The sequence below is a fragment of the Bacillus sp. ms-22 genome (genome assembly GCF_009759805.1).
Lineage (GTDB): Bacteria > Bacillota > Bacilli > Bacillales > Bacillaceae > Bacillus > Bacillus xiamenensis.
In genome coordinates this window covers 3,050,839-3,076,142 of record NZ_CP046653.1, presented here as the reverse complement: position 1 = coordinate 3,076,142, position 25,304 = coordinate 3,050,839, and the positions used below count along the sequence as shown (strand labels likewise).

Sequence of the window (25,304 nt, the reverse complement as noted above, 5' to 3'; positions counted from 1 at the left end):
TCTTTATAATGCAAATCAACGAAGGGAGAGGATAGCATGTCCAAACAAAAAGGCGCGATTCTTTCTGCTGCTGTATGCCTCATGGCAGGAAGTTTGTCAATGGTGACCCCAGTTTCAGCGAATGCAGATACCCCTTATTATGGAAAAAATTATGAACAGCCAGCCTCGGTTCAGAAGCTGTATCCTGAGCCGGACGAAACGTTCGATACCCCTGCTTTTCAGAAAAAAGGAGAAGCATTTACCACACAAGAAGAGCTTCAAGATTTCTTACGTGACATTGTCAGTAAAAGTCCTTATGCTACGCAGAAACAGATTGGAACATCCATTGAAGGCAGATCCATTCCAGCTATCTACTTTACAAAGGATCGTCACATCTCTCCACTGTCAAAAAAGCCAACGATCTGGCTGCAAGCACAAATACACGGAAATGAACCAGCCTCCGGTGAATCAGCTCTTGTCATCGCCAAACGACTAGCAGGTGATGAGGGGGAGCGTATACTTAGCCATGTGAACGTCATCATTGTCCCAAGAATCAATCCAGATGGTTCTTATGCATTTGACCGCAGGCTTGCAAACGGAATGGATGGCAACCGTGATCACATGACACTAGAATCTCCAGAACTGATAGCCCTGCATGAAGAATTTAATCGTTATGCGCCAGAGGTGGTCATTGATGCTCATGAATATGATGTAGGTCAAAAGCAGTTTGAAGATATTGGCCCATCAGGTGCGCTGAAATATCACGATCTGCTCATATTATCAGGTAAGAATTTGAACATCCCTGAAAGCATTCGTTTAACATCAAATGAATTATACGTCAACGGAGTGCGTGAGACGCTGACGAATAAAGGGTTTTCTAACGATTTATATTATACAAACACAAGAGGGAAGGATGGAAAGATCGACCTTTATGAAGGCGGAACCGATGCACGGATTGGCCGAAATGCTCTTGCACTCTCACCAGCCCTATCGTTTCTTGTAGAAAGCAGGGGGATTGGAATTGGCAGAGAGAACTTTACCCGGCGCGTCGCAGCACAGGTCATTACGCATGAAAAAATCATTGGGACAACGGTGAAGCATGCCAAGCAGGTGAAGCAGCAAATGGTGACGGAGCGGCTGAAACTGGTGAAAAAAGGTCTTCAACCAAATGATGATGATCAAGTGGTCATACAAGATGATTTCAAGGCTCCTGTGAACGATTCGCTGGAAATGGTGGATATTGAAAAAGGACAGACCACCCATGTCCCTGTACGTTTTCATAGTGCGAGTGATGCAGTTCCTATACTGACAAGAGAACGGCCGACAGCTTATCTCATTCTCCCAGGACATGAAGGGGTAGAGAGAAAGCTCAGAACTTTAGGGTTAAAAAGTGTGACATTGCCTGTTGGCATGAAAGTACCGGTACAAGCCTATCAGGTGACAAAACGAGAGGAAAAGAGCTCAACCGATATTCAGCTTGAAACGAGACTCGTTGAAAAGAAACGTCAGCTGCCAAAAGGAACGAAGGTGTATGTGACTGCACAGCCAGAGACCAATTTATTGTCACTTGCCCTTGAACCAGAATCAAAGGACAGCTATATGTCATCAGGATTTATCGCTTCAAAAACAGGCGATGAACTGCCAGTCTATCGGTTCTTGCTTCATCAGAAGACGCTAGGGATTCAATAAAAAGGGGTTACCTCTCTGTGAACAAGCTAAAAGCGGCACAATGCGTGCCGCTTTTTCTATTTTCGTCCAGCTCTTATTTCATCTATGGACAAAACAGAAGCGGCCAGCCTGTTTGCCCATCAGTGCTAGAGCGAACGAAGAAAGTAGAGATGCTGGAACAGAAGCTGAACGCTTTAACAGAGGAAGACCCATCTGCCCAATCGCTGCATTCAGTACAATTCGGGCATTATTTAGTGCTGTCAAGAGCCATTGAAAGGGAAAAAGGATATGTTCGCTGGCTCCAAAAGACCCTTGAGATCATTGATTCATTCATTGTCTAAGGACAATTGTCGGATGATATGATAAAAAATGGGTTGAAACAAGTGAATTTATTAAAGGAAACCGCTACAATGGATATATTCGTATTAAAGTGAGGCGAGTATGTTTGAGTAACCAAGAAGTGTTGTGGAATGAAGCAGAAGCTTTTATTTCTTTATGCTATGAAGAATTAGGCAAGTCAAATGAAGAAAAAGCAGCACGTCTGCATGAAATAAAAAAAGAAATAGAGTCTGAAGGCATTTATACTCATACGCCGGAAGAATTATCTCATGGGGCGAAAATGGCATGGCGCAATAGCAACCGCTGCATTGGCCGTTTGTTTTGGTCAACGCTGCATGTTCATGACTGCCGGCATGTGAAGACAGCAGATGAGGTGAAAGAGGCACTCTTTCATCATATTGAGTATGCGACAAATGGCGGGAAAATCAAACCGTCCATTACAATCTTTCCACCAGAGAATAAGGGACGTAAGGAAGTCGTTATCTATAATCATCAGCTCATTCGCTATGCGGGATATGAGACGGAATATGGCATCATTGGGGACGAGGCATCACTTGAATTAACCAAGTTATGTGAAGCCCATGGCTGGAAAGGAGAGGGTACACATTTTGATCTTCTGCCTCTTATGTTTCAGCTAAAGGATCAGCCGCCCGTTCTGTATGAGCTTCCGAAAGAAATCGTCCAAGAAGTCGAGATCACCCATCCTGAATATGATGGATTTCGTGATTTAGGACTGAAATGGTATGCTGTGCCGATTATCTCTGATATGAAGTTAGAAATTGGCGGCATTCATTACAACGCCGCACCGTTTAACGGCTGGTATATGGGCACAGAAATTGGTGCACGTAATCTAGCTGATGAAAATCGCTACAATATGTTGAAAAAAGTCGCTTCTATTTTAGGACTGGACACGACAAAGAATGTGTCGCTTTGGAAGGACAAAGCCATTGTTGAATTGAATGTGGCGGTTCTTCACTCCTATCGTGAGGCAGGGGTAACCATTGTGGATCACCATACAGCAGCCCATCAATTCAAGCAGTTTGAAAAACAGGAAGAAAAGGCCGACCGCAAACTGACAGGTGACTGGACATGGCTCATTCCGCCAGTCTCACCTGCTGCTACGCATATCTTCCATCGCGGCTACGACAATACGATTGTGAAACCGAATTACTTTTATCAGGACAAGCCTTATCATGAAACAGAACCTAGCGAATAGCTAGGTTCAGATTGTTGACAAAGGGCTAAAATGAACTTTATTTTAGCCCTTTGTCTTCTTTTCAGCGTGACATGAAAACCTTTGCAGTCTAGGAAGGACGAGTACCGGCACGCAGGACTGACACCGAATGCGAGGGTTTGTCTACACGCTGAACTAGCGAATAGCTAGTTTTTTTTGTTATAACTGCTTTATTTGATCATCAGAAAGAGTCACTAGCTACCCTCTTATCCGAAAATCCTGATAATGGGCTAACTCGGTGAGCGGCTCTATCTGCATATCTGTCACTTTTGAAAAACGGCTTCCTTTTCGGACGGCTTCTAAGAAGTCATTTACCTCTTGCGGTTCACCTTCGACTTTCAACTCGACATGACCTTCATCTGTGTTGCGCACCCAGCCTTTCATCCCTCGATTCATGGCTTCTGCTTGGACAAAATAACGAAACCCGACTCCTTGCACCCGACCTTTTACAATGGCATGATAATGAATCAATGTCATCTCTCCTTTTTCCTCATCGTACCATAGCCATCGTCTGACCTTCACGAACCGACTATGCTTTGACTGTCAAAGCATGTAAAATAAAAGCAATCAGACAATCAAAGGAGATGGTGAGAGTGGGGCAGACAAGGTATGACATCGAAGGAATACAAGTAGGACTACCTATCACCACCTATGCGAATGGAAAAGAAATCAAAACAGCCATCAATAAAAAGCGTATTCACGAGCCTGTCTATTTGAGCAAGCTTCATTTTGAGGGAGACGGTCAGGGTGATTTGGTTCATCACGGGGGCTATGATAAAGCCATCTGCGTCTTTCCATATGATCACTATGCTTACTTCGAGGAATTTTTAGGCGTTTCGTTACAGGAGGCAGCTTTTGGCGAGAATTTGACAGTACATCAGCTTGTGGAGACAGAAGTGCGTATTGGAGATGTGTTTCAGCTAGGAGAAGCGCTTGTTGAGGTCAGTCAGCCAAGACAGCCGTGTGTGAAGCTTTCGCTTAAGCACGGCAACATGAAGCTTGTGAAGGAAGTGCAGCAAACCGGATATACAGGCTTTTATTTACGTGTGTTGAAAGAAGGAATGGTCTCACCTGATGAATCACTTGTGTTAGTCGAAAAAGCGCCCCATTCCATCACGGTCCACGAAGTCAACGAAGTCAAATATCGTCCAGCAGATCCAAAGAGGCTGAAAGCCGTTCTTGAAGCAGATGCCTTGGCAGATGTGGTGAGGACGTCTTTAGAAAAACGAATTGAGCACATTTAAAAAAGCCGTACATCACACTAGATGTACGGCTTTTCAACATTTATGAGCTAAGTTTCTTTTGCTCAAGAAGATTTGCAAGGAAATAGGTTTTAAAGCTTTGAAGCTTTCTTCCTTCATGCTTGGTCACACCAAGCTTCTTTAATTCTTCGACATACCAGCCTTTGCTACCATAATGCACGATAGAAAACTCCTTTCAATGAAACTGCCTGCATTGTAACATCTCAAAAAAAGACGTGAAAAGTGTGCAGGTGTGAAGAAATGAAAACTGATTCTATCTGCCTATGATCCATGTATATGCTGGAAATGATGAATTATGAATTTGGCGGGTTGAGGGTGACAATGATCATACCGATCGTCATAATCATCAAGACAACGCCAAGATACGTCATCATGGATTGTTTTTTCTTGAAACCCACAACCGTTAAGATCATACTTTCGATGAAAAAGATGACACCTATGATGATGAACCACATATCAAATAAGACCCCTTTCACATATCTTTGCCTATTTTACCACAGGGGTTTTTGTTTAGTCGTGACAGATTCGTGAAAGGGACACGAAAAAATCCCCTCCAGTGAAGGAGGGGATTCGCTTGCTTACAGCTTTGTTAAAATAATCGGTTCGTCTTTTGTGATCACAATCGTATGCTCAATCTGTGCGACCAGGCTCTTATCAGGTGTTTTAAATGTCCAGCCATCATCAGCCTGATAAATGGATTCAGCATTTGTTGAAATGAAAGGCTCAAAAGCAATGACAGTGCCATTTTTAAATAAAGCATTGTCGAATGGGTCATAGTAGTTCAAAATATGATTCGGTGCTTCGTGCAAGCTCTTTCCAATGCCGTGTCCAGTCAGGTTTTTAATGACTGTAAACCCTTGCTCTTTTGCCGTGTTGTAGACCGCACGGCCAATTTGGTTTTGTCTTTTGCCCGCTTTCGCATGCTTCAATCCCTCAAGGAATGCATCCTCTGCACATTGGCATAATGCTTCAAGACGAGCATCACCTGTGCCTAATACGAAGGAAATTCCAGTATCGGAATAATATCCATCCAGTTCTGCCGAGATATCAATATTAATGAGGTCACCCTCTTGTAAAATGGTTTTATCACTCGGGATGCCGTGTGCAACTTCATCGTTAACGCTGATACAAGTCGTACCAGGGAAGTCATATTCCTTTTCAGGCGCCGAATTGGCTCCATGTTCTTCTAAAATTTTTTTCCCAATCAAATCTAATTCTTTTGTAGTCATGCCTGGCTTCGCTTGGCTTTTCATTTCTTCTCTTGCCAAAGCGACAATTCGGCCGACTTTTTTTAAGGCTTCTAACTCATGATCATGTTTGACAATCACTGTTCATTCCCGCTTTCTATAACTTCAGTCTATTCAATAGCTTACCACATTTTACGCCAAAAGAGTAAAGGGTGGATTTCAACTCAATATGGACAAATTGGTATAGATAACTAGATGTGCATATGATATATTTTTTATGAGCATCATGAGAGATTTGTTCATGGTGATGACGAAGGGGGGAGAAATGAAATGGTGTTTCAGTTTTTTCAAAAGTTAGGAAAATCATTTATGCTTCCAATCGCTGTGCTGCCTGCAGCAGGTATTATTTTGGCTATTGGACGGGAGGATGTATTCAATATCCCGTTTATTCATGCGGCAGGAAATGCAATTTTTGCGAATTTGGCATTAATTTTTGCAATGGGTGTAGCGATCGGCATTTCAAAGGATGGTAACGGGGCAGCGGCGTTATCAGGGGCGATCTCTTATTTTATTTTGTCAGCAGGAACAACGTCAATCAATTCGACCAACAATATGGGGGTATTGGGCGGTATTTTATGCGGGCTCTTGGCAGGTTACGTTTACAATAAATTTAAGGATACGAAACTGCCGGAATACTTAGGTTTCTTTAGTGGCAGGCGGCTTGTGCCAATTATGACAGCACTTTTCACCATTGTATTAGCAGCCGTTTTCGGATATGTGTGGCCTCCAATTCAAAGTGTGATCAATGACTTAGGGGAATGGATTTTAAGTCTTGGTGCAACGGGTGCCGGACTGTTTGGTTTCTTTAACCGGTTGCTCATCCCACTAGGACTTCATCATGTCCTTAATAACTTATTTTGGTTTCAATTCGGGGAATTCAACGGGGCAACAGGTGATTTAGCGCGATTCTTTAAAGGAGATCCAAGTGCGGGTGTCTTTATGACAGGATTCTTCCCAGTGATGATGTTTGGTCTGCCAGCGGCATGTCTTGCTATGGTTGTGACAGCAAAGCCTGAAAAGCGAAAAGCAACAGCTGGCCTCATGATTGGAATGGCGCTGACGTCATTTATTACAGGGATCACAGAACCAATTGAATTTTCATTTATGTTCTTATCTCCACTTTTATATGGTGTCCATGCCATATTAACAGGTCTTTCGCTCTTTATTGTGAATACGTTAGGGATTCATAGCGGCTTTGCCTTTTCAGCCGGTGCGATTGATTACGTCTTAAGCTTTGGTATTGCTCAAAAACCAATCATGTTACTTGTGGTTGGGGTGATTTATGGCGTTATTTACTTTATCGTTTTCTATTTCCTCATTAAACTGTTGAAGCTAAAAACACCGGGCAGAGAAGATGATGACATTGAAGATATTTCAGCGGATGATACACATACTGCCGGAGCAAGTATGCTCGTAGAGGGGCTTGGCGGCAAAGACAATATCACCACGATTGATCATTGTGCTACACGCCTTCGCTTAACAGTAGAGAATACGGATTTATTGAACGAAGGTACATTGAAAAAAGCAGGTGCCAAAGGGATACTGACGTCAGGGAAAACATCTGTACAAATCATCATTGGAACAAATGTCGAATTTGTCGCAGATGATCTCCGCAAGGAAGTTGATCAAGATTAAAAAAGAGCGTTCAGCCAGATCAAATGGGCTGGACGTTTTTTTTGTTTGCGCTGGTCGATCACAAGTACAATACTGATCACAACTAGTAAAAACCATGACACTCGCATACATACACCCGCTATGGTCCCGAAATAACTGTTGCGGATATCGCAACGGAAAAGTTTACCTCAACTAGATATTCGTGAACAATTTATGAATATATATGTGAAAAAGATCACAAATGAAAAATCACATAGTATAATAAGATCATAAAGAATATGTGAAATATTTCACATAAATAAAAAGGAGGCATCATCATGTTTACAAAATTCTTACAAACAAATGTGTGGGCAGCCGTTATTCTTTTGGCAGCAAGACTTTATATCGGATGGACTTGGCTGACATCTGGTATTGGAAAACTAACAGGCGGATTCGATGCATCAGGATATTTGCAATTTGCCATATCTGAACCTGTTGTGAAAGATGGTCATCTTGTTTATCCGTTCTATGTCTGGTTTTTAGAACATGTCGCACTGCCAAATGCCGGGCTATTCAGTGCCATGGTCATGTGGGGAGAAATCTTAGTCGGTCTAGGGTTAATCATTGGATTGTTCACAACAACGGCAGCCTTTTTTGGAAGCGTGATGAATGTCTCTTTCTTACTAGCTGGAACCGTCTCTGTTAATCCGCTTCTTCTTCTCATTGCGATCATCATTATGGCAGCGAAAGGGAATGCCGGAAAATTTGGTCTTGATTATGTAGCAGCTCCAATGATCAAACGAACACTGAAAAGAAAGCCGCATTTAGAAGTGGCATCATCATAAAGAAGATCCTCCTGAGCTTATGCTCAGGAGGATTTTTTTATTTAGGAGCCGGCTTTGATGATTTGTCCTTTAGGCGCCAGCTCATAAATACTATTTAGCGCGTCCTTTGGACCTTGAGGAATGGATTGTGCTGAAATCGCAGGGCTGAAACTGAATAAGGTGGAAGAAGCGAGTGAAGCGGTCACGACAAAAGCTGCTGATCAATAAACCCCTCCTTCTTTTCCTATACCCGCAGCCATGAGGATGAAACGAAAAATCCCCAGCTGATCCGAGATCGGCTGGGGATTGAAATGAGAAAGTTATTTTGAAGACGAGCTGGATTCATCTTTGGCGGAAGAGGAATCTTCTTCGTCCTGTACTTTCTTTGTATAGTCATATTCATTTCGGTCAATTGGTGTAAAGCCTTTAGGCTTGTAGAAACGGAGTAAATCTTCTGTGACAATCTTATCAGATGTCTCTAGCATCTTTTTCACCGTTTCGTTTTCTTGTGATGCCTTTTTAGTCGGCTCGATTTTTTCACCTGTTTTGTTGCTGTAATAGTTGTTGCCTACTTTCGTGTAGTCCCTTGACACGAAGTCACCATTTCTAAATGGTACAAGCTCTTTAAAGTTCTTCGATAAGATATCAGAACCAGACATTAAATAGTTCTTCGTATCATAGCCGAGCAGGTGCAAAAGGGTTGGAGCCACATCTACTTCACCAGAGTATTTATGAATCTGTCCACCTTTTACGCCTGGTACATGAATAAAGAGCGGCACACGCATGAGCTGGGCATTTTCATAATCTCCAATTTTTTGTCCTGTCACTTTTTCCATGGCGTCATTATGATTTTCTGAAATGCCGTAATGGTCTCCGTACATAATGACCACTGTGTTGTCATATAGACCAGACTTTTTCAAGTCAGTGAAGAACTGCTCAATGGCTTCATCTAAATAATGAGCTGATTGGAAATAGTTATCGACGACAGAGTCTCCGAAATCACCGGGTTCAAAATCAGTATCACCTTCATCCATACCAAATGGAAAATGGTTCGATAACGTAATGAATTTCGAATAAAACGGCTGTTTCAGATTTTTAAGCATTGGCATGGATTCTTTGAAGAACGGTTTGTCTTTCAAACCATAATTCTTCGTATCTTGCTCGTTCATATCGTAGTATTCAGAATCGTAAAATCTGTCATATCCAAAGGACTTAAACATTTCATTACGGTTCCAGAAGGTTTTCGTATTCCCGTGAAATTCTGCTGACGTGTATTGATCCTTCTTCAAAATGCCGGGAAGTGCCTGGTACGTGTTTTGAGCTTTGTTAATAAACACGGAGCCTTGGGATAAGGGGAATAGCCCTGTATCCATCATAAATTCAGCATCAGATGTCTTTCCTTGTCCTGTTTGATGGAAGAAGTTATCAAAGTAAAACGTTTTGTTGTCATGAGCTAGTGAGTTAAGGAATGGCGTTACTTCTTTTCCATTCACTTTATAATCAATGACGAAGTTTTGCAGAGATTCAAGTGAAATTGTAATGACGTTCATGCCTTTCGCTTTCCCGTAATAAGCAGGGTTTGGATCAGCGCTGTTCGCCTTTAAATAATTCTCTACATCTGTTACATCATTTGAATTTGCCAGAGCACGCTGGCTGTTTGATTTCACATTTTGAATGGCATCAAACACAGTAAAGTTATAAGCACCTAAATATTTGACTAAATAATTGCGGTCGAACGATCTTGATAAAAGCTCTGGACGATCAATCTCTGCAGCGACTAAGTTGAGCACAAAGATTACAACAGAGGACACAAGGACGAGTCTAAACGATTTTGACTTTTGAACAGGTACAGTCGCTGTACTTGTTTGCTGCCTTTTCATGCGGACTGCGAGTACGATCAAAATGATTGTATCGATAAAGTAAAACACATCAGTCCAACGCATGAGTGAAAATGCACTATCACCTAATTGTCCGCCATTCGTTCCTGCCTGCATCACTGTAGGCAGCGTGATAAAGTCATTGAAGAATCGATAGTACACGATGTTTGCGTAAAGTAAAAAAGACATGAAAAAGTGAATCACAATGATAGCGGCAGGCTGCCATTTTTTCTTGAACAATAAACCAAAGCCAAGAAAGAACAAGCTGGAGCTAATAGGATTCACGAAAAGCAAAATATGCTGAAGTACATTGGATATACCAAGTTTAAATTCAATTAAATACGCTGAATATGTTTTGAGCCACAGTAAGATGGCTGCAATCACAAAGAAGCCGAGACCTCTTTTTTGAATAAATGTTTTCATATAAACACTCCTTTTCTCCGATACACGGAAGAGGCGGAACGAAAGAAAACGAACCATTAGAATATACCACGAAATGCACAAATAGAAAAGTCATAATCAGTGAACGGCGTGAACAGCCTGTCCTAGAAAGAAAGGAAGGAAATCGAAAATATTCGGCCGCCGAAAAACTTTTTGTGAAATCTATCCTGATATTAACAGAAAATTCTGTAATTCCCCTGTTGCTATATCAATAAAACAGGCAAAAAGACACAAGTCTAAAGAATCAATTTAATTTCTACAATGGTGTATTCAAGCGAATTTCCAGTGTTTATTAATGTTTATGCAGGTTAAGTAAAAAAAATGAGTGGAGGAACTGCTGAAGTGGTTGGATAAAAATCCCTCTTTAAAAATATATTGATATATTTTATTGTTTCACGAACATAATGGTTTTGATGTGTATTGTAAGGGTTTTTTTGATTTTGATGAATGAACAAATTATCTAAATATACTTAAGTGGACATTTCGACACTATAAACTTTTGAAACGGTGTCGATATAGACAGTGACAGGAAATCTTCCATTGAAAGGATTGATAGTATATGACTGTTCGAGCAGAGAATCTCGTTCAGAACTGGTTTCCGAGTGAGGACGGAAATGTAGAAGATCGGAAAGAACTCGTCAAATTAATGGAACAGATCATTTCAGGCGTCGATCACCTGAAGGATCCGAATCGTGCTCACCTAAAGGGTGAAAAGAATCGTGGGGAGGATTTTTACAAAAAACTCACTGAAACAAGTCAAATTCCGATGAACGGACAACAACCGGAACTTGTGAATGAAGAATTACTTAAGCTTTTACATAATCATCCATACCACACAAAGTATTTCTTCACGAACATTTTGCCAATGGCAAGTACACCAGGAATTTTAGGCATGCTGACGGCTATGCTGGTTAACGGAAACAACCTTTGGGATGTGTATGGGCCGGCAGGTGCGGAAGCTGAGGTCAGAGTGGTCTCAATGATGTCTAAGCTCATCGGATATGACCCAAGTGTGAGCGGAGGATACACAACATGGGGAGGTCAAGGGGCTATTTTCTCAGGGCTTCGTTTAGCGATTGCGAAAGTCGCACCGGAGTCATTACGAAAAGGTGTCCCGCAACATCTTTATGCGTTTTGTTCTGATGCAGCACATTACAGCCTATTTAAGTCAATGGAAGCAACCGGACTTGGCACAGACAATTTAATCAGAATTAAGACGAATAAAGATCATTCAATGGATATGGAAGATTTGCGTTGTCAAATGGAGCATGTTGCTCAAAATGGCGGAATTCCCGTTTATATTGTAGCAACAACAGGAACAACAGATGCCATTGCAATTGATGATGTAAAAGGGGTACGTGAAACGGCAGAAGCCATTGCAGAGAAGTATGGTCTAAAGGTGCCGCATATTCATGCAGATTCGGCGCTTGGCGGATTCTTTGCTTTCTTTAATGAGTATGATGTGTCTGAAAACCCGCTGCAATTCTCAGACGGCGTTTTACGTATGCTAAAGGAAATCAAAGCGAAATTCCAGCATCTTTCTCTTGCAGACACGATGTGCTTCGATTTTCAAAAGCTCGGTCAAACCCCTTACACATCCAGTTTATTCTTAGTGAAAAATGCTGCTGACTTAAAGCGTTTGGATCTAGAAGAACAAGAAACACCATACGTTGGACATAGAGGATACGGGGAATACCATACGGGTTATACGCTTGAATGCTCAAGAATGGGAAGCTCAATCAGTATGCTAAGCGTGCTGTTAACATTTGGAGTTGAAGGATATCAGCGTTTGCTCGGTCAATTTTTAGAGGTGAACCTTGCATTCAGAGAAGCCCTTCGTCAGGAAATTCCGCAAGCAGAAGTCGTCAATGGTGACAACGTCGGAATGGCAACATTGTTTCGAATTTACTTAAACGGCTCTCCGCGTTTCCAAGAAGAAATTAGCGGCGAGGCAACTGCAATGGAAATTGAGCGGAACAATGAATTGAACAAAATGCTGTTTGAAAAGCTTGGAGAGAAAAGAGACGAAATGTTCTTTGGCGATACAACGAAGTTTTTACAGGTTCATGCGAAAGATGGTCAAGAATTCTATCTGAGTGTGAGTAAGTTTTTTGTCATCTCACCGTATACATTACCGGAGCACATTCCTCATATCATATCTTATTTAAAAGATGTGATCGCATCTGTTTGTGGACAATTTGAAAGTGTACAAGCTTAAATTAAATCTGAGAGTGGAGATGTAGAAAAAAATGGCGAAACCAGGAAAATTTGGAGGGTTAACTATTTCTTCCAAAATTATGTCAGTCGTTGTCGGAACATTACTCGCAACCGTTGCATTATTCGTTCTAACATTTTATTTAGTCAGCCAAGATTTATCATCCCAGTTATTAAAGCAATTTGACTATCGATTAACGACAGATATTGATACAGCTAAAAATGAAATCGATGATATTGATGGAAACGTCTTAAGCATTAGCGGGAAGGATGATCCGCTTTATGTGAATACCAAAAAGAAAATCACCGAGCTTCAAGAAAATCATTCGCTTGAGAACTTATACGTGTTATCAAATAAGGATGGCAAGGAAAGAATCATTGTGTTAACTGGGCAAGATGATGATTTTGGCCAAGATTATAAATTTACAAAAGAAATGAATGAAGCCATTTCTAATAATCAAATCGTAAAAAGTGATATTTACCATGATTCATATGGAACACATAAATCGGTCTTTCTGCCAATCAAAGATTCAGATGGAGAGCTGACTGGGATTTTAGGGATTGATTTAGATGCATCTGTTGTGCCTGAAACAACGAAGAAGCTGACGATTTATATCGCGTTGGCATCTACCATTGTGCTCATCGGCGGATTACTCTTCTCCTTTATCATGGGAAGAAGAATTGCGAAACCAGCACGTTCATTGATGGAATCCGCGAACCGAATTGCAGATGGCGATTTAACTGGAACGGTACAGGTTGAAAGTAAAGATGAGATTGGTCAATTAGCGGCTTCCTTCCAGAAAATGCAGGGACGGATCAAAGAGCTCATTGGGAAAATCTCAAACTCATCAAGTGAAGTCTCCAAAATGTCTTCACAGCTTCGCATCGTGACGAACGAATCAAGTCAAAGTGCGCAGCAAGTATCAGAAGCGATGACGAATATGAGTGAAGGCATTAATGACTCTGTAGCAAACATTACGGAATGCACAACCTCCGTTGCGGAAATTGATACTCAAATTGAAGGTGTAACGAAAGAAGTAGATGAAATGACATCTGTTTCATCAGCAGTACAAGAGCAGTCAGAATCTGGTCAAAAACTGGTGCAGCATGTCCTAGAGCATCTCAATGTGTTACACGACATGATGACAAGCTCAAAGCAGGCAGCAGAAGAATTACAATCGCATTCAACTAAAATTGAAAGTGTCATCTCGATTATTACAGACATTTCAGCGCAAACGAACTTGCTTGCACTGAATGCTTCTATTGAAGCGGCACGTGTCGGAGAAGAAGGAAAAGGATTTGCTGTTGTGGCTGATGAAGTGCGGAAGTTAGCTGAGCAATCAGCTGATGCGGCTAAAACGGTCTCAGATCTGGTCATTGGCACACAGGAAAACAGTCAGCGTGTCCTTGAAAGCGTAGAGGAAAGCAGTAAAGCAGTGGAAGAAGGACGTGAGCAAATGAAAGGCACCTCACAGAACTTCGCTGGTATTTACGACGGAGTGTCTCAATTTGCAAGCAGAACGAACAATTTGCTTCAATCCATTAAGCAGGTAGAACGAGCATATCAAACGATTTCTACCTCGATTGAACAAATTTCGGTTGTGTCAGAAGAACATGCTGCAAGCTCTCAGGAAGTTGCAGCAGCAACAGAACAGCAAAGCGCTGGCATGCAGCAAATTTCAAGTGCGATTGAACAGCTCTCTGACATGTCAGAGGACTTGGCACAAATGGTATCTACCTTTAAAATTGATAATAAATAACGAGAAAGCTGGCTCTTGTGAGAGAGTCAGCTTTTTTGCTATGCTTAATCAAATAAAGGCGATCGGAAAGGAAGAAGTATCATGGATTTTGCGCAGAGATTGTCAGAGGAACGGATCAAAAAGGCGATGGACAATGGGGCTTTTGAAGGGCTATCAGGATTTGGAAAACCTCTGCCAAAAGATGATGCTGCTCATGTACCTGAAGAGCTGAGGATGGGCTATCGAATCATGAAAAATGCTGGTTTTGCTGGTGAAGAAACAGCATTGAAAAAAGAACTGTTGACAGTCAAAGAGTTACTGAAAACCAGTATAGATGAGGAAGAAAGAAAAAAACTCACTCTCGTATGCGAAGAAAAACAAAAATGCCTGGATGAACTCACATCCAAGCGCCAAACATTTGCTCGCCCAGCCTCCTCCTTTTATAAACATACGGTCTACGAAAAATTAACGGAGCATAAAAAAAGATGATGACACGTTGCCTCTCCCTGAGCACATTGGGGGAGCTTTTTTTATGAAAGCGCTACATTTTGTTGTTGACTACATGTATATACAAATATAAAATATGAAGTAAACATGTATATACAAGTTTTTTGGTTCTTTTTTCTTATAAAAAAAACGGTCTCGGAGGGGATAGCATGGCTGATTATCAGGCAGCAGCAGATCAGATTGTGAAAGCCATTGGTGGCAAAGAAAACATTCATCAAGCAACACATTGTGTAACAAGGCTTCGCTTTGTGTTGAAGGATGAAGGAAAGGTGGATGAGAAAGCCCTCGAACAAATTGATGAAGTGAAGGGATCTTTCTCAGCGAATGGCCAATACCAAGTGGTCATTGGTCAAGGGGTTGTCAATTGGGTATATGCCGAAATGGTCAAACAGACGGGAATCGGCGAAGCGACGAAAGAGGACGTCAAGCGTGCCTCTGATCAGAAATTAAATCCTTTGCAGCGTGCAGTGAAAACGCTTGCGGATATCTTCATTCCAATCCTTCCAGCTATCGTCACAGCCGGTTTATTGATGGGGATTAATAATATTTTAACAGCTCCTGATATTTTCTTTGATCAAAAATCCATTGTGGATGTGTATCCGGCATGGGCGGATTTAGCGAATATGATCAATTTGATTGCAGGCACTGCCTTTACCTTCTTGCCAGCATTAATTGGCTGGTCGGCTGTGAAGCGGTTTGGGGGAAATCCGCTTTTAGGGATGGTCCTTGGACTGATGCTTGTACATCCTGATCTGTTAAACGCATGGGGGTATGGAGCAGCGGAAAAGACGGGTGACATTCCTGTCTGGAATTTGTTTGGACTTGAAGTGCAGAAGGTAGGATATCAAGGGCAGGTTCTTCCGATACTTGTCGCCTCCTATTTGCTTGCAAAGCTTGAAATATGGATAACAAAGCGGACGCCTGAAAGTATTCAGCTGTTAGTCGTTGCACCGATTACGTTATTACTCATTGGATTTTTATCGTTTATCGTCATTGGTCCTGTCACATTTGCGATCGGAAACGTTTTAACATCTGGACTTGTCACCGTATTCCAGCAATTCGCAGCACTTGGCGGTCTTTTATACGGCGGATTGTATGCAGCGCTAGTCATTACAGGAATGCACCATACGTTCCTAGCTGTTGATATTCAGCTGATTAACTCAAAGTTGCACGGCACGTTCCTATGGCCAATGCTTGCACTATCCAATATTGCTCAAGGATCAGCTGCACTTGCGATGATGTTTGTCTTAAAAGATGAAAAGCAAAAAGGACTCTCGCTGACATCAAGTATTTCCGCTTATTTAGGCATTACCGAGCCTGCGATGTTCGGGGTCAACTTGCGCTATAGATTCCCGTTTATTTTTGCCCTGATCAGCTCAGGAATAGCTGGTATGTTTATTGCCTCTCAAGGAGTGCTGGCAAGCTCAGTCGGCGTTGGAGGCATTCCTGGGATCTTCTCGATCATTCCGAAATATTGGGGGGCATTTGCCATCGGAATGGTGATTGTGCTAATCGTCCCATTCATCGGTACCTTTTTATATGCAAAACTAAAAAAGAAAAAGGATGTATCACAAGAACTTAACTAGTGGTGGTGAAGGAATTTGAATCAACAAACAAACGAACCGTGGTGGAAAAAAGCGGTGGTCTATCAAATTTATCCAAAAAGCTTTTTAGATACAACGGGCTCTGGCACAGGTGATATCAATGGTGTGACAAAGAAGCTCGACTATATCAAAGAGCTGGGGGCGGATTGCATTTGGCTGACCCCAATGTATGAGTCACCGCAGCATGACAACGGCTATGATATTAGTGATTATCGAAAAATACATGACATGTACGGCACAATGGCTGATTTTGAACACATGTTGAAGGAAGCGCATGAACGTGGAATCCGTGTCATCATGGATATAGCAGTCAATCATACATCCATTTTTCATGAATGGTTTCAGGCCTCCCGAGAGTCGAAGGATAACCCTTATCGCGATTATTATATTTGGAAAGAGCCAAAAGCGGATGGCTCTCCGCCGAATGATTGGCAGTCAAAATTTGGCGGCCCAGCTTGGGAGCTAGATGAAGCGACAGGTGACTATTATCTTCATTTATACGATGTCACCCAGGCGGATCTCAATTGGGAGCATGATGAGGTGCGTAAGCAAGTATACGACATCATGCACTTTTGGTTTGAAAAAGGAATTGATGGATTCAGGCTGGATGTCATCAATAATATTTCTAAGGATCAGCGCTTTTTAGATGACGCCGGGCAATCAGTACAAGGGGACGGCCGCATGTATTATACAGATGGTCCGAGAATTCATGAGTTTTTGCACGAAATGAATCAAGAGGTGTTTTCGAAATACGATAGTATGACAGTGGGAGAAATGTCTTCAACGAATATTGCAGACTGCATCCGGTATACAAGACCTGATCGGCGGGAACTGGATATGACGTTTAACTTTCATCATTTAAAGGTCGATTATCCAAACGGTGAAAAATGGGCCATTGCCCCATTTGATTTTCTAGAGTTGAAATCGATTCTGTCAGAATGGCAGACAAAAATGCATGAGGGCGGCGGCTGGAATGCACTATTCTGGTGCAATCATGACCAGCCGCGCATCGTTTCAAGGTACGGTGATGATGGCATGTACCATCAGCAATCAGCGAAGATGCTTGCGACCACCATTCATTTGATGCAAGGTACTCCATATATTTATCAAGGCGAGGAAATTGGCATGAAGAATCCTCGCTTTGAGGACATTTCGTCTTACCGTGATATCGAATCACTGAATATGTACGAAGTCATGCTTGAAAAAGGGAAAACAGAGGAAGAAGCACTGGCGATTTTACAGGTGAAATCAAGGGATAATGCCCGGACACCAATGCAATGGACGTCAGAAAAAAATGCGGGGTTCTCAAAAGGTACGCCTTGGATTGCGCCAGCCAAGAATGACATTTCAGTGGAAGCTGCATTAAAAGACCGAACTTCGATTTTCTACCATTATCAAGCTCTTTGCAGGCTGCGGAAAGAATATGATGTGATCACGTATGGAAGCTTTACTTTACTGCTGCCAGACGATCCAAAGATTTTTGCCTATGTCAGAGAAGGCCAAGAGGAGAAGATTCTCGTGATCAACCATTTCTACGCAGGCGAGGTGAACTTCACACTTCCGATAGAGCTATTAAAGGATGCAGATGAGATGGAGGTTCAAGTTCTGTTATCCAATTATGAGGATGTGCCTGAAGATATCAAGGGCTTTACGTTGCGTCCATACGAGTCAATCGTTTATCATTTAACCAAACGCTAGAAAATGGGGCGGAGGGAAAATGAAAGAGAATAAGTTTCGAGTGATTTATGATCAGCTCGCTAGACGAATTGAACAAGGCGAATGGCAGGATAAAGGCATCCTCCCATCAGAGCATGAGCTGTCCGTCATGTATGATACGTCCCGTGAGACGGTGAGAAAGGCACTGAACATCCTTGTGCAAAATGGTTATATCCAAAAAATCCGCGGGAAAGGCTCCGTATTGCTGAATCGGGAGAAAATGCAATTCCCTGTTTCAGGTCTCGTCAGCTTTAAAGAGCTTTCCCAAACACTTGGACGGAAGACGGTGACAACTGTACATGAATTTGGTTTAATCAAACCGGATCAGTATATTCAATCTCAGCTGAAAATAAGTGGGCAGGAGGATGTCTGGGAAGTCATCCGCTCTCGCAATATCAGCGGAGAAGAGGTCATTTTAGACAAAGATTATTTTTTGCAAAAACATGTACAGGTATTGTCGAAGGACATTTGCGAAGGATCAATCTACGAGTATATTGAAGGAGAGCTTGGTGTCTCGATTAGTTACGCTCAAAAGGAATTTGTGGTCGAGCCGTGTACAGAAGAGGATGCGAAGTATCTTGATTTGAACGGATTTGATCATGTGGTGGTCGTGAAGAATTATGTGTTCTTGGAGGATACGAGTCTCTTTCAATACACAGAAAGCCGCCACCGGTTAGATCGTTTCAGATTCGTGGATTTTGCTAGAAGAGAAAAATAGAAGACAGAGCCTAGGCTCTGTCTATTTCTGGTTTTAGAGATACAAGGGGAATAAACAATGACAAGATCAAAACCACAGGAGGAAAAATGATCAGACTGAATAGATCACTCAAATGACGGGATTTAGAAATTTTTAGCGTCATGAAGGATCACATGATTTTATGTTACGTCATCCTTGAAGATACGCGAAAACCGTTTACGGAAGAAGATAGAAAACTAGACCCATTATGTCATATGGATGAAGAAGATATTCAAGCGATTTTGAATGTGTTTCATCTTTCAATTATTAGTGATGAACCTTTAAATAAAGAGGATTTAACTCTTGTCCAATCGTACTTTGCTGACTTTGTGAACAATACGAGCTTAACGAATTTTATTACGAGAGAATATGTTCAAGCGAATTTATATGCCGTCGATGATGAAGATGACATCACTTTCTTTAATAGAATGCTGCGGCATATCGGATCAGATGATGTGAAAGAATTTGACGATCGCAATTGGATTTATTTATCCCAGGATTGATGTTGAAATAAATAAAGGACAGAGCCGCTGCTCTGTCCTTTCAGCGTGTAGACAAACCCTCGCATTCTTTGTCAGTCCTGCGTGCCGGTGCTCACGAATCTTAAATTCGCTCCGCGCCGGTACTCGTCCTTCCTAGACTGCAAAGGTTTTCAGGTCACGCTGAAAAGAAGACAAAGGGCTAAAATCAAGATCATTTTAGCCCTTTGTCAATAATCTAAAAGGACAGAGCCGCTACTCTGTCCTTTTCTTTTAAGATGACATGTTGTTTCGTGTGCGCTTGCGCTGGTAGTAATAAAGAATACCGCCTGAGGCAAGCATGAGCAAGCCAATTAATACAGTTGTATACATCATTGTCGCGGTATTTGGCAGTATGCCTCCTGGCAGGCCGCTACCATCTTGACTTGGATCTGATCCGTCTGGAGCAGACGTTCCGGTTTGGTCTGGGACCGCTCCAGCTGCTTCGCTTTGATTGAGTACGGTGTATTCACTAAAGTGTGTGGTTTCACCTGTGACGACCCCATTTTCGAATGAACCATTACTTGTTTTGGCGTAACGATTTTTCTTGCGATCTACATAATAAACACCTGGTTTCTTCGCTTTTTCAGGCGCGTCTAATGTAAAGGAAAGTGTGACAGGATCTTTAAAGGTAGAGACACTTTTTTGATCTTGTTTGATTTGGAAATCATATGTGTCGGTTAGTGCATTTTTCACTTTATTTGTTTTCTTCATCCAGATATCCGCACTTTCCTCTGATAAATTGGAGAGCGGTAATTCCAGTCCGACTTTGTCATGATAGATGGTGACGTTTGGATCTTGTTCACGTTTCTTCAGTTCGGCTACTTGCGCTTTTGATAGAGACAATTGAACATTTTTTGCTTTGGCTGCTTTGTCTAAATAGAGCAATGCTTTATTTGTATGCTGGACATACGTTTGGAACTTTTCATCATCTTGAATGTCATAGGCGCCTTTTCCTTTCAAGTGAGGAAGAAACACTTCTTTCACTCGATGGTCGATGACAGGAGAAATATGACCGTCTGCCTGTTCAATTTGCTCCTTGAAAATCTCGTAGTCAACATAGCCTAAGTCTTCTCCATGAGAGGCTTCTGTAAAGACGCTGTAGCCATCACCGCCTGTGCCGACAAATGCGTTAGTCGCTACGCGGTATGTTTTCTGTTCATCAATGTCAGTCAGATTGCCATTTTGATCTTTCAATTTGACATCAATCAGTCTGCTACCAGCTGGTCTACTAAGTGTAAACGTATATTCAATACCGGCTACATGAGGGAATGCACCGCCGCCCTCTTCAATGCCTGAAAGCCCTTGTTCAAGCGCTTTTTTAATTTGACTGCCTTTTAAATCTGCGACATAAAGTGTGTTTCCAAAAGGCATCACCGTTAAAATATCACCTAATGTGATATCTCCTTTTTCAATGCTGCCTCGAATACCGCCGCCGTTTGTTATGGCAAGGTCAGCCCCAGCAGATTCTTGTGCTTTCTTTAGCATGCCATCTGCAATAAAGTTTCCAAGGTTCGTTTCCTTTGCACGGACGTGTTCACGCTGTCCATCTAAGAAGACGCTTGACGTCCCAACTTTTTCAGTTTTTAAATCTTGGATATCTGCCTTGTACTGATCAAGAATCGCTTTTGCGTCCGCATCTTCTTTCACAGAGTCGTCGATCGTGATGAGGTCAAAAGAAGATTCTTTTGGCTGTACGACGCCTTTTTTGTCAAAGGCCACGTCTACTTTTCCTAAAAATTGTCCGTAGTCTTTTACTTGCGCAACAATCGTTGGTTCTTTTTTATTGATGACCTTTAATTTTTCAACAAGGGTGTGGGTGTGACCACCAATGATTAAATCAATCCCGTCTACTTTTTTGGCTAACTCAAGATCACGGTTATAGCCGATGTGTGTTAACGCAATGATTTTATTGATTTTTTCTTCTGTTTGAATGGTGTTGACTGTTTCTTTTGCTTTCTTGTATGCATCTTGAAATTGAATGTTAGGACCACTGCTGGATGTAATGGCCGTGTCTTCAGTGGTTAAACCGAATAAAGCCACTTTTTCGCCATTTACATCAAGCAGAATGTAAGGGTAAATCCCGGCTTCTTTTTTCTCGCCAGCTTTGAATGTTGTTGGTTTTTTCACTAAGCTGCTTAACTGTTTTTCCTTAGAGACATCAACGTTTGATGACACAATTGGGAAGTTAGGTTTTTCAAATTGATGACGATTTTTAGCATCTACACTGGATGCATCACCTGTCAGGAATTGACGAAGGACAGATGGACCTTTGTCAAACTCATGATTCCCAAACGTCATAGCATCGTATTTCATCAAGTTCATCAGCTTTAAATCGGCAAGTCCTTGCCATTTTGTGAAATAGAGATCACCAGAGAAGACATCTCCAGCGTCTAATAAAATATTGTTTTCGCTTTGGGCGCGAACTTCTTTGATCTTGGTTGCGCGTCTGGCTGCATCATCCAGATGGGCATGTGTATCGTTTGTATGCATCACCGTTAAATGCCAATTGTCTGTTGCAGGTGGTTCTGTTGTACCATCATCTTTAAACGCTAGCTTGTACACGCCAAGTCCATCTGTGCTGGCATTCCGAATAAAGTCGACGCTGCTTGATTTCTCTGCGAACGGTTTTGCAAGTAGAGAAGATTCAAAGGTGACTGTTGTGCCTTTTACTGGTGCAATGGACCAGTTTTGATCTGCGCTTGGGTTAATGGTTTTTTGTTCAATAATATAATCCATCAGCACTTGGCGGTTCTCATCTGCTGAGGCAAGCACGACTTTATCTTGTGTGAGGTGCGGGAAGCCTCCGCCGCCAGATGCACGGTAGTTGTTTGTCACGACTAAAAATTCTTGATTGTCAGAGACAGGCTTTCCGTTGTAAGACAAATTTTTGATGCGGTTCGCATCGGCATTGATCAGTGTGCCTGTTGTGCTGTATTTAGCAGGCTGTGTGACATCCACTTGGTACGTCACACCATCGATCACATCAAAGTTATACGAGCGATATTCTTCGTTTAAAATAGGCTGTTCATTAGATGTATTTGGTTTGATTTGGTTAAATTGGCCGGCAGACATCTCTAGCCAGTCTTTCACTTCACTGCCTTTTAGTTTCACAATTTGTACAGTGTTATCGTAAAGGTAGAGATCGCCAATGTTTTTAATTGCTAAATCACCTTTTGCGATATTTGTATAATAGTTTACACCGTTGCGGCCGCCGGCTTTAAATGGCGCACCCGCAGATAAAATCGGTAAGTTTTTGTATGAAGTATCCTTCATTTTTTCTTGGGCATACCATTTTTGTGCATCTGTCACGATTTGAATAGAAGGGTCATCCATGACTTGAGCAAAAAAGCTGTTAATGTCTGCTTCTGTTTTTCCAACAGGCTTTCTGACGTAATCCAGCGTATTTTGGTGAGTCGTTTGAATGGCATCTTTCACAGTGCTGTTTTGAGATGTCACTCCGGCAACAGATTCGATCTTGCCTGTTCCGTCTGTGACCTTCCAGTTGCTGCCGTCTGGCTCTAGTGTTAAATCAATGACGCCAAGGTAACTTCCCCAGTTTTTTGACATGACGACAGGAATGCCGTTAATGGTTCCCTTTGAGACATCAAATTTGTCTACGCCGCTATATTCAGCGCTTGGGAATGTGCCGTGCTGGTGGCCAGACACAATCGCATCAATGCCTGATGTTTTTGTAGCAAGGTCAAAGATCATATTTTCTGATCCTTTAGGTGAAGCTGTTTTTTCAATTCCTGTATGAGCAAGAGCGACGATGACATCTGCGCCTTTTGCTTTCATTTCTGGAATGGTTTCATTGGCAGACTCCACAATATCCTGCACTTGAACTTGTCCATCTAAATGCTTCTTATCCCACGTCATAATTTGTGGTGGTACGAATCCTATGTAACCGACTTTCACAGTTTGGGAGGCTCCGTTTGCATCTTTAAAGGTTTTATCCTGAATGACATAAGGAGTAAATCGGTGTTCTCCGTTTAACTTTTTGACGTTCGCATTGACAATTGGGAAGTTGGCGCCCGCAATGGTACCGTCAAGAAAAGATAAACCGTAGTTAAATTCATGATTGCCGAGTGTACCTGCATCATATTTTAATTTGTTGAGTGTATGAATAATGGGGTGAACCTTTGTTTGATTGATGATGCTGTCTTTTTCATTTTTATAAACGTATTCTCCAAGAGGGGTTCCTTGAATCAGGTCTCCGTTATCAACAAGGAGTGTATTGGGATTTTGTGAACGGTGCCTTTCAATCAGCTCGGCTGTCTTCGCCAAACCAAATTCATTTGTTTCTTTGTCGCTGTAGTAATCATAATTCATCATGTTCGCATGAACATCCGTTGTGGCTAAGATACTGACCTTTACGGCGCTGCCGCTTTCTGTTTCTGCATGAGTAGGTACTGCTGGGAGAATGAGACTAATCATCATCATGGAAGTGAGCAGAATAGACAAGTTTTTCCTTCGTTTAGACCTATGTGCTTGCTTCTTCACCTGATCTCCGCCTTTCTAATTTTTTTGACCACAATACCTATTGTAGAAATGTTTCGTTCACTTTTGTAGTTATTTTTTGCAGATTATTGTAAAGATAACATAAATCATACGAATTACCTTGTTAAGGGAATGTGAATGAGTCTAAATACTTATTTTTGTCATGAGGGGTTTTCTGATAGGGATAGGATGTTTGATCTTACTGCGCCGGGGTATAGTGTGTAGTGTAAACGATAATCAAGCAGGAGGGTTTCTACATGGGTAAGAAAATTGCAGTTGTATTAACAGATTACTTTGAGGATGTTGAATTCACCGAGCCTGCAAAAGCCTTTAAAGACGCAGGTCATGAGATCACAGTGATTGAAAATGAAAAAGGTAAAACAGTAAAAGGGAAGCAAGGAGAGGCAGAAGTGAGAGTGGATGCGTCTATTGATCACGTGAAGCCAGAAGACTTCGATGCACTTCTCATTCCTGGCGGATTCTCACCTGACATTCTGCGTGCAGATGACCGCTACGTGCAATTCACAAAAGCCTTTATGGACGAGAAAAAACCAGTATTTGCGATCTGTCATGGACCGCAATTGCTCATTACAGCGAAGACGCTGGAAGGAAGAGGCGCGACCGGCTATACATCCATTCAAGTGGATATGGAAAACGCAGGCGCGAAATTCAAAGACGAAGAAGTCGTCGTTTGTCAGGATCAGCTTGTGACAAGCCGCACACCAGACGACATTCCAGCATTTAACCGTGAAGCATTAAAACTGCTTGCGAAATAAGCGGCAGTTGTGACAGCATAAAAAAAGTCAGCACTTTTAACGGTGCTGACTCAGCGTGTAGACAAACCCTCGCATTCGTTGTCAGTCCTGCGTGCTGGTGCTCACGAATGTCAAATTCGCTCCGCGCCGGTACTCGTTCTTCCTAGACTGCAAAGGTTTTCTATCACGCTGAAAAGAAGACAAAGGGCTAAAATAAAGTTCATTTTAGCCCTTTGTCAACAATCTGAGTCAGCACTTTTACGGTGCTGACTTTTTCTGCGCATCATTCAAGATCATCTCGACATGCGCGGCAATTCTTTTTCCATTATGATTTTCTTAAGCTTTTCAGCTCGCTTGCAATGGCCTGCATTTCACTTGGGCTGAATGAAGATTTTTTCATCACCATTTGGTGAAGGAATTCAATATCTTCATACTTATCTGGACTGAAGTCCTCGGCTTTGATGACTCCAATGTTCAGCATGTTTAGCTTTTGCGAAATGTCTTCAATCAGCTGATTGACTTCAGCCGCTTTTGGCTGTGACAAGGGCGGC

At 42.0% G+C, this 25,304-nt stretch carries 21 protein-coding genes; 14 read left to right on the top strand and 7 right to left on the bottom strand.

Going from position 1 to position 25,304, the window contains the following annotated elements; all coding sequences use genetic code 11:
* Positions 1 to 36 precede the first annotated feature (36 nt).
* The 3 genes from GPA07_RS16025 to GPA07_RS16015 all read left to right on the top strand — a co-directional run bounded on the left by GPA07_RS16025 (position 37) and on the right by GPA07_RS16015 (position 3,202).
* The gene (locus GPA07_RS16025) at positions 37 to 1,668 is read left to right on the top strand and encodes a M14 family metallopeptidase (RefSeq protein ID WP_157292958.1); all 1,632 of its coding nucleotides are present in this window, start codon (positions 37 to 39) and stop codon (positions 1,666 to 1,668) included.
* A gap of 17 nt (positions 1,669 to 1,685) precedes the next feature.
* Entirely contained in the window at positions 1,686 to 1,988 is a 303-nt protein-coding gene (locus GPA07_RS16020) for a virulence activator alpha C-terminal domain-containing protein (protein ID WP_232532062.1), read from the top strand.
* Positions 1,989 to 2,092: 104 nt separating this feature from the next.
* On the top strand, positions 2,093 to 3,202 hold the full coding sequence (locus GPA07_RS16015; protein ID WP_008361861.1) for a nitric oxide synthase oxygenase: 1,110 nt from the start codon (positions 2,093 to 2,095) through the stop codon (positions 3,200 to 3,202).
* A 216-nt stretch (positions 3,203 to 3,418) separates the two neighbouring features.
* On the opposite strand, the gene GPA07_RS16010 is transcribed toward GPA07_RS16015, so the two are convergent.
* The gene (locus tag GPA07_RS16010; RefSeq protein WP_034738815.1) at positions 3,419 to 3,691 is read right to left on the bottom strand and encodes an acylphosphatase; all 273 of its coding nucleotides are present in this window, start codon (positions 3,689 to 3,691) and stop codon (positions 3,419 to 3,421) included.
* A 122-nt stretch (positions 3,692 to 3,813) separates the two neighbouring features.
* On the opposite strand from GPA07_RS16010, the gene GPA07_RS16005 reads away from it, so the two are divergent.
* Entirely contained in the window at positions 3,814 to 4,464 is a 651-nt protein-coding gene (locus GPA07_RS16005; RefSeq protein WP_008357674.1) for an MOSC domain-containing protein, read from the top strand.
* A 40-nt stretch (positions 4,465 to 4,504) separates the two neighbouring features.
* Here GPA07_RS16005 and GPA07_RS16000 read toward each other — a convergent pair whose 3' ends face one another.
* The 3 genes from GPA07_RS16000 to map all read right to left on the bottom strand — a co-directional run bounded on the left by GPA07_RS16000 (position 4,505) and on the right by map (position 5,810).
* Positions 4,505 to 4,642 (bottom strand): YflJ family protein, encoded by a 138-nt coding sequence (locus GPA07_RS16000; RefSeq protein ID WP_008357676.1) that lies wholly within the window; start codon positions 4,640 to 4,642, stop codon positions 4,505 to 4,507.
* A gap of 133 nt (positions 4,643 to 4,775) precedes the next feature.
* On the bottom strand, positions 4,776 to 4,937 hold the full coding sequence (locus tag GPA07_RS18690) for a hypothetical protein (RefSeq protein ID WP_008357678.1): 162 nt from the start codon (positions 4,935 to 4,937) through the stop codon (positions 4,776 to 4,778).
* A 123-nt stretch (positions 4,938 to 5,060) separates the two neighbouring features.
* The gene (map, locus tag GPA07_RS15995; protein ID WP_008357679.1) at positions 5,061 to 5,810 is read right to left on the bottom strand and encodes a type I methionyl aminopeptidase; all 750 of its coding nucleotides are present in this window, start codon (positions 5,808 to 5,810) and stop codon (positions 5,061 to 5,063) included.
* Positions 5,811 to 5,999: 189 nt separating this feature from the next.
* On the opposite strand from map, the gene nagE reads away from it, so the two are divergent.
* Positions 6,000 to 7,364, top strand: coding sequence for an N-acetylglucosamine-specific PTS transporter subunit IIBC (gene nagE / locus GPA07_RS15990; protein ID WP_034738818.1), 1,365 nt, complete (start codon positions 6,000 to 6,002; stop codon positions 7,362 to 7,364).
* A 296-nt stretch (positions 7,365 to 7,660) separates the two neighbouring features.
* Entirely contained in the window at positions 7,661 to 8,167 is a 507-nt protein-coding gene (locus GPA07_RS15985) for a DoxX family protein (protein WP_071167913.1), read from the top strand.
* A gap of 299 nt (positions 8,168 to 8,466) precedes the next feature.
* Here GPA07_RS15985 and GPA07_RS15975 read toward each other — a convergent pair whose 3' ends face one another.
* Positions 8,467 to 10,446: a lipoteichoic acid synthase gene (locus GPA07_RS15975; RefSeq protein WP_157292957.1), complete on the bottom strand. Its 1,980-nt coding sequence runs from the start codon at positions 10,444 to 10,446 to the stop codon at positions 8,467 to 8,469.
* Positions 10,447 to 11,023: 577 nt separating this feature from the next.
* Between GPA07_RS15975 and GPA07_RS15970 the strand changes: the two genes are divergently transcribed.
* From GPA07_RS15970 to GPA07_RS15940, 7 genes are all read left to right on the top strand, one after another.
* Positions 11,024 to 12,682, top strand: coding sequence for a pyridoxal phosphate-dependent decarboxylase family protein (locus GPA07_RS15970; RefSeq protein ID WP_157292956.1), 1,659 nt, complete (start codon positions 11,024 to 11,026; stop codon positions 12,680 to 12,682).
* 31 nt (positions 12,683 to 12,713) lie between these two features.
* Positions 12,714 to 14,438, top strand: a complete 1,725-nt coding sequence (locus GPA07_RS15965; protein ID WP_008357689.1) for a methyl-accepting chemotaxis protein — start codon at positions 12,714 to 12,716, stop codon at positions 14,436 to 14,438.
* A gap of 81 nt (positions 14,439 to 14,519) precedes the next feature.
* A complete protein-coding gene (locus GPA07_RS15960) occupies positions 14,520 to 14,906 on the top strand; it encodes a DnaJ family domain-containing protein (RefSeq protein ID WP_071167911.1) in 387 nt (128 codons plus the stop codon).
* 167 nt (positions 14,907 to 15,073) lie between these two features.
* Positions 15,074 to 16,510 carry a PTS system trehalose-specific EIIBC component gene (gene treP, locus GPA07_RS15955; protein WP_157292955.1) on the top strand — a complete coding sequence of 479 codons (1,437 nt, stop codon included), beginning with the start codon at positions 15,074 to 15,076 and terminating at the stop codon, positions 16,508 to 16,510.
* 15 nt (positions 16,511 to 16,525) lie between these two features.
* Positions 16,526 to 18,226, top strand: a complete 1,701-nt coding sequence (treC, locus tag GPA07_RS15950; protein WP_157292954.1) for an alpha,alpha-phosphotrehalase — start codon at positions 16,526 to 16,528, stop codon at positions 18,224 to 18,226.
* Between the two features lie 19 nt (positions 18,227 to 18,245).
* A complete protein-coding gene (gene treR / locus GPA07_RS15945; protein WP_008357697.1) occupies positions 18,246 to 18,962 on the top strand; it encodes a trehalose operon repressor in 717 nt (238 codons plus the stop codon).
* Between the two features lie 140 nt (positions 18,963 to 19,102).
* Positions 19,103 to 19,483: a terpene synthase gene (locus GPA07_RS15940; RefSeq protein ID WP_332835459.1), complete on the top strand. Its 381-nt coding sequence runs from the start codon at positions 19,103 to 19,105 to the stop codon at positions 19,481 to 19,483.
* Positions 19,484 to 19,732: 249 nt separating this feature from the next.
* Here the strand turns inward: GPA07_RS15940 and GPA07_RS15935 are convergent, their stop codons facing one another.
* Positions 19,733 to 24,001 (bottom strand): multifunctional 2',3'-cyclic-nucleotide 2'-phosphodiesterase/3'-nucleotidase/5'-nucleotidase, encoded by a 4,269-nt coding sequence (locus tag GPA07_RS15935; protein ID WP_071167907.1) that lies wholly within the window; start codon positions 23,999 to 24,001, stop codon positions 19,733 to 19,735.
* Between the two features lie 254 nt (positions 24,002 to 24,255).
* On the opposite strand from GPA07_RS15935, the gene GPA07_RS15930 reads away from it, so the two are divergent.
* Positions 24,256 to 24,774: a type 1 glutamine amidotransferase domain-containing protein gene (locus GPA07_RS15930; RefSeq protein WP_008357704.1), complete on the top strand. Its 519-nt coding sequence runs from the start codon at positions 24,256 to 24,258 to the stop codon at positions 24,772 to 24,774.
* Between the two features lie 304 nt (positions 24,775 to 25,078).
* Here the strand turns inward: GPA07_RS15930 and GPA07_RS15925 are convergent, their stop codons facing one another.
* Entirely contained in the window at positions 25,079 to 25,297 is a 219-nt protein-coding gene (locus tag GPA07_RS15925; RefSeq protein ID WP_008357705.1) for a DUF1128 domain-containing protein, read from the bottom strand.
* Positions 25,298 to 25,304: the final 7 nt, after the last annotated feature.

Excerpts from the sequence above, each read along its gene's own strand:
- GPA07_RS15930 (WP_008357704.1), top strand. The coding sequence starts at position 24,256 with ATGGGTAAGAAAATTGCAGTTGTATTAACAGATTACTTTGAGGATGTT.
- nagE (WP_034738818.1), top strand. The coding sequence starts at position 6,000 with ATGGTGTTTCAGTTTTTTCAAAAGTTAGGAAAATCATTTATGCTTCCA.
- GPA07_RS15975 (WP_157292957.1), bottom strand. The coding sequence starts at position 10,446 with ATGAAAACATTTATTCAAAAAAGAGGTCTCGGCTTCTTTGTGATTGCA.
- GPA07_RS16025 (WP_157292958.1), top strand. The coding sequence starts at position 37 with ATGTCCAAACAAAAAGGCGCGATTCTTTCTGCTGCTGTATGCCTCATG.
- GPA07_RS15965 (WP_008357689.1), top strand. The coding sequence starts at position 12,714 with ATGGCGAAACCAGGAAAATTTGGAGGGTTAACTATTTCTTCCAAAATT.
- treP (WP_157292955.1), top strand. The coding sequence starts at position 15,074 with ATGGCTGATTATCAGGCAGCAGCAGATCAGATTGTGAAAGCCATTGGT.
- treR (WP_008357697.1), top strand. The coding sequence starts at position 18,246 with ATGAAAGAGAATAAGTTTCGAGTGATTTATGATCAGCTCGCTAGACGA.
- GPA07_RS15960 (WP_071167911.1), top strand. The coding sequence starts at position 14,520 with ATGGATTTTGCGCAGAGATTGTCAGAGGAACGGATCAAAAAGGCGATG.
- GPA07_RS18690 (WP_008357678.1), bottom strand. The coding sequence starts at position 4,937 with ATGTGGTTCATCATCATAGGTGTCATCTTTTTCATCGAAAGTATGATC.
- GPA07_RS15940 (WP_332835459.1), top strand. The coding sequence starts at position 19,103 with ATGAAGGATCACATGATTTTATGTTACGTCATCCTTGAAGATACGCGA.
- GPA07_RS15985 (WP_071167913.1), top strand. The coding sequence starts at position 7,661 with ATGTTTACAAAATTCTTACAAACAAATGTGTGGGCAGCCGTTATTCTT.
- GPA07_RS15970 (WP_157292956.1), top strand. The coding sequence starts at position 11,024 with ATGACTGTTCGAGCAGAGAATCTCGTTCAGAACTGGTTTCCGAGTGAG.